This is a genomic window from Candidatus Protochlamydia sp. W-9, from assembly GCF_001950615.1.
GTDB classification, from domain to species: domain Bacteria; phylum Chlamydiota; class Chlamydiia; order Chlamydiales; family Parachlamydiaceae; genus Protochlamydia; species Protochlamydia amoebophila.
Window position 1 is genome coordinate 1 of record NZ_BCPZ01000083.1, and the last position, 4146, is coordinate 4146.

4 protein-coding genes and 1 pseudogene are annotated in these 4146 nt (G+C 30.4%); 2 read left to right on the plus strand and 3 right to left on the minus strand.

What is annotated here, in order from left to right; genetic code table 11:
- Positions 1–124 (plus strand): annotated as a pseudogene (locus BU804_RS11840) (IS5/IS1182 family transposase); the annotation flags it as partial.
- A gap of 5 nt (positions 125–129) precedes the next feature.
- On the opposite strand, the gene BU804_RS02195 reads toward BU804_RS11840, so the two are convergent.
- From BU804_RS02195 to BU804_RS02200, 3 genes are all read right to left on the minus strand, one after another.
- The gene (locus tag BU804_RS02195) at positions 130–432 is read right to left on the minus strand and encodes a hypothetical protein (RefSeq protein WP_075882802.1); all 303 of its coding nucleotides are present in this window, start codon (positions 430–432) and stop codon (positions 130–132) included.
- A 27-nt stretch (positions 433–459) separates the two neighbouring features.
- The gene (locus BU804_RS13140) at positions 460–609 is read right to left on the minus strand and encodes a hypothetical protein (protein ID WP_158024997.1); all 150 of its coding nucleotides are present in this window, start codon (positions 607–609) and stop codon (positions 460–462) included.
- A 1722-nt stretch (positions 610–2331) separates the two neighbouring features.
- Positions 2332–2589, minus strand: a complete 258-nt coding sequence (locus BU804_RS02200) for a hypothetical protein (protein WP_075882803.1) — start codon at positions 2587–2589, stop codon at positions 2332–2334.
- Positions 2590–3460: 871 nt separating this feature from the next.
- On the opposite strand from BU804_RS02200, the gene BU804_RS02205 reads away from it, so the two are divergent.
- Positions 3461–3679, plus strand: coding sequence for a type II toxin-antitoxin system mRNA interferase toxin, RelE/StbE family (locus BU804_RS02205; protein WP_075882804.1), 219 nt, complete (start codon positions 3461–3463; stop codon positions 3677–3679).
- The last annotated feature ends 467 nt before the right edge of the window (positions 3680–4146 follow it).

Below are 4146 nucleotides of genomic sequence, written 5' to 3' on the forward strand. Positions count from 1 at the left end.
GGAAAATGCATTTTTACATTTGAAGCGCTGGAGAGGAATAGCGACCCGTTATGCAAAGAACACAGCCTCATTCTTGGCTGCAGTCCATATTAGATGTATTGCTATATGGGCGGAAGTCTCGTGACTACACTATCTAGTTTTTTCTTCTAAAGTTTTTTGAGTAGTTTTTAAAGTTCCTTCAACTATTCGAGATTCTTCACTAAGCAAAGATATTTTCCGATTTTGTTCCTCGATTAGATTTCGAAGATTATCGTTATCTCCATTAAGGACTTCAATTCTGCTTTTAAGAGTATCATTATCATCACTAAGAATGTTAATTCTGTCCTTAAGTTTAGTATTATCTTCTTTAACTTCAGAGAAATCATTAGCAAGCTTGTTAAATTTTTCATCAGCTTCTTTCTGTTGTTTTTTAACTTCTTCAGTACATTTCAAAATAGCGCTAGCTGCTTGGTCGATTTTCTATGCCATTTCATTTTTTTCTTTTTCTGCTCTTTGTATTATCTCGTTTTTTTCTTTCTCTGCTGTTTTAGTGCTATCTGCCACAGCCTCCCTAATGAAACTTAACAATTCCTGTCCAGAATAAAAAAAATTAGTAGATTGAGTTCCCATACTATCGCCTCTTGAAAAATGTTTAAATTTAACTTAAAAAAGTTAATTTTTTATAAATGCCTTTTTTTATTGCTATCAAAGTCATTTGTATAGCCAATATAAAAACTTGTTAACATTTTTAATCAAATGTTTTTTTATTTAATACATCCAATTTATTATAATCTATAAGTTTAAGTAACTAGTTTTGTAGGCTTTATATTGACAATTTTATTTTTATAAAATTTAAAAAATTGAGGCTAGATAATCAGAAATTGAATAATCTAATTTTGATAAATTCATTTTTATATCGATAGAATTTAATTATAAAAGCTAGATTATTGTTTGTTTAAGAATGTTGTAATCAAAGAAAAAGAAGAGAGATAAAGATATATCGAACAAACGCCTATTTAGCAAGTTGACCGATAAAGAATTAATAAGTGACTAAAAGTATGTCAATTTTTAAGACTGGTCTATTTGCGACAGCTGTAGTCAAAGTGGCTTTTTCCAGCAGCTGTAATATATTTCATAATAACATTTTGAACAGTACAAGATGTAACTTGTAGGTATTGAGCTAAATGTTTTACATCAATAACTGATGCAAAGAGTTTAAAGTTGCAAGGTGTGACTTTTGAATGCTCTTTAGATATTGATTGAGCGGAGAAGTAAAAATCACATGGTTAGTTCTCTTTTCTATTTCTAAATTAATAGCTTGATTCAAAGCGTAGCGGGTTACAGTTTGGCTAGCTTATGCAGGAGCTAATTTTTTACCAAAAGTCGCGCAGAAAAGCGTTTCAGCATTATTTTCGTTTTAGAGGTAAAATTTTCTTTACTAATCCTTGCCTTTTCTCGACTAGTCTGTGCTCTTTCTTGACTAGCTGGAGCTAGAGCTATTGCTCGGCTAGCCTGTGCTTTCTTTCAACAGCTTCGAGTTCTAATTAAGCTTGAGCTTGTTTCTGAACAACAAAAATTTTTTTAGCATGCTGGACATAAGATTAAAAATAGGGCATGAGGTTATTCTTAAGCTCATTTCTGATCTGATCAAATCTTTCTTTGAAAACAAATATTTGTGTCTTGCTATAGCTAATGCTGTTTGATGAAGGTTGCCTTAAAATCTCCTTAATTAAATTAATTATATGTCTCTTAATTTTGCAATTAGTCGTAGTAAATTATTTTAATTGTAAATTTTTTATCATATGATTTCCTAAAACAAAAAACAGATTTAGATATAGATATATCTAAAAGAATGTTTTACAAAAAAATAAAGATTTAAAGAAAAAATACGCATTAAATTTTCTTATTAAAAAATATTTGATTGTTTTAATGTATTTTGTGCGAGATCTAGCTTTACTGCAATAAAAAGTAAAATGCTTTTATAGCTGATTGCTACTTTTAAAAACATGAAAACATAGTTAAAAAACGAACATGAAAAAAAATTAAAAATATGTTGAAGTTTTAACTGAAATATATAGGATAAATTGGAGGGAATTATGACAATTAATCTTAGTATTGACAATCCTTTACAAATATCTTTTCTTGCATCAACGCCTAAAACTAAAACAATTAATTTATCAACTTTAATCTCATAAATGGTTCGATATCTGCCACATTTTACACGATAGGCATTGTACCCTTTGAGCTTAATCGACTCTTTTTGCCTGAATCTACAGATAAAGCTTTAAGTTTAATTTTCTTCTCGCTTAGGATCTTAAATTCTTTTTTTCTAGTTCGCAATTATATGCAAGCTTATAATTCATCCCAACCTATTTTTTTCATCATTTCTTCATGAGATATAGTTTTAGAGTCATTTTTTACAAATTTGTCATGAGCTGCTTCTGCATCCTTGCAAACTTGTTCATATTCTAACATTTCAAGTTTCTCAATAAATGCTTGAGTTGCCAATTCTTTAAAACTCATTCCAAGATCAATAGCACATTTTTTCAAACTATTATGAATAGCTACTGGGACTTCAAAATTAACTCTAGTTTTTTCAACGTGTTTCATATAGACACCCTTTTTTCTATAGAATAACATATTTGATAATTTGATGGGATGATAATTTTATCATTGTTATCAGACTAAACTTAAATAAGTTAGAGCATTTTTTAACTTAAAAAGCTCTTTATTCCTAGGAAAATTTTTGGTAAAGCATTCATTAAATTAGTTCTCTTAATAAAGTCTACATTTTAAATGTTGGTTTCCACTTGCTATTTCGCAATCAAGCCTTCATGCGCTTACCCGATAAGCGGCCCGATTGTGCGAATCGAGATGTTCATCTTACCTTACTGTATTTTCGCTAAGACGTGGCATGAAGTAGTGACCATAGCGTTATTTGTTGAATACGCTCAATTTACAAAAAAATGATAAGCTTATACGCCTTTGGCTGCAGATGAAGCCTAACCAGTTCTAAAAAAACATTTTTAACTGAGCGTTTTGGCTTATATCCATACGAAGAAATACAACACGCTTGTAGGATTCTTATTCAAGAAAAATTGATCAATGATAAAGTCAAATTAAGTTTAACTGGGTATTTAATTAACTGAATTTTCACAAACGTTGATTTTGTGTATAATAGAGCTATCACAAAAGGAAGTTTTTACGGGACAGACTTATAAAGCTAGATTAAGCGTAGATTGTATAACAGAAGAGAAGATGTATATTAAAATGTTAGCAGCAAAAAAGCAGATGTCTATTAACAAATATTTTTTATCTTTTGCCTGACAAGAGGTACCCAAATGTGCCGGCCATGATTGCAACAAAAGCCATGAGCTTAATGAAGAGACAGCGCAAGTTTTAAGAGAAACTAAGAGAGGTGAAAACATAGAAAGCCACGAATCCCTAGAAGACTTTTGGAAAGCAGTGGGGATGAAATCGAATGCTTCAGCTTAAAACTCGACTAGGTTCACAAAAAGATTTAAAGAAATTTCAACACCAACAGCACATAATTGGCGAACTTAATACTGCCGTTACCGCTCTGCTCAAAAAACAAATACTCGATCTTAAATACATTGATCATTCCTTATCTGGTGATGAGGTTGGTAATAGAGAATGCCAAGCAAAACCAGACGTTTTACTGGTCTATTTGGATAGATGAAGAAAAAGGAATTTTATTTTTAGAAAGAATAGGTTCTCATGCTAATTTGTTTAAAAATAAAATGGGTAAGAGTTTGCCTGATGAAGTAGAGATCAAATCTAGTAATTTAAGTTTAACGCTGAAAGTGGGTTTTACCAGCCTTCTCTTAGATTAAAGATAATGTAAGTTGCAAATAATTAATTTGTTAAAAACAACTGCTACTAGAATTCCTAACACTCTAATTTCAAATCTATTAGATTTAGTTGTATGAAATTTTCTAGGCATCGGTCTTGATATCACGCCAAATACCCCCTCAAAAAATTTTCCGAAGTTATGTTCATTCCGAATTACTAATAACCTGAATTTTGAATTTATCTCTTTGATAATAAATAAGAAGAATAAAATTTAAATGACAAAGGACCTCTGCATCATTTAAAACATTTGTTTTCCCAAGCTAATGTTTAATATGACATGAGAGGTCAAAATGG

Bases quoted from the DNA above. Each gene is read 5' to 3' on its own strand.
- BU804_RS13140 (WP_158024997.1), bottom strand. From the start codon at position 609: ATGGGAACTCAATCTACTAATTTTTTTTATTCTGGACAGGAATTGTTA.
- BU804_RS02200 (WP_075882803.1), bottom strand. From the start codon at position 2,589: ATGAAACACGTTGAAAAAACTAGAGTTAATTTTGAAGTCCCAGTAGCT.
- BU804_RS02205 (WP_075882804.1), top strand. From the start codon at position 3,461: ATGCTTCAGCTTAAAACTCGACTAGGTTCACAAAAAGATTTAAAGAAA.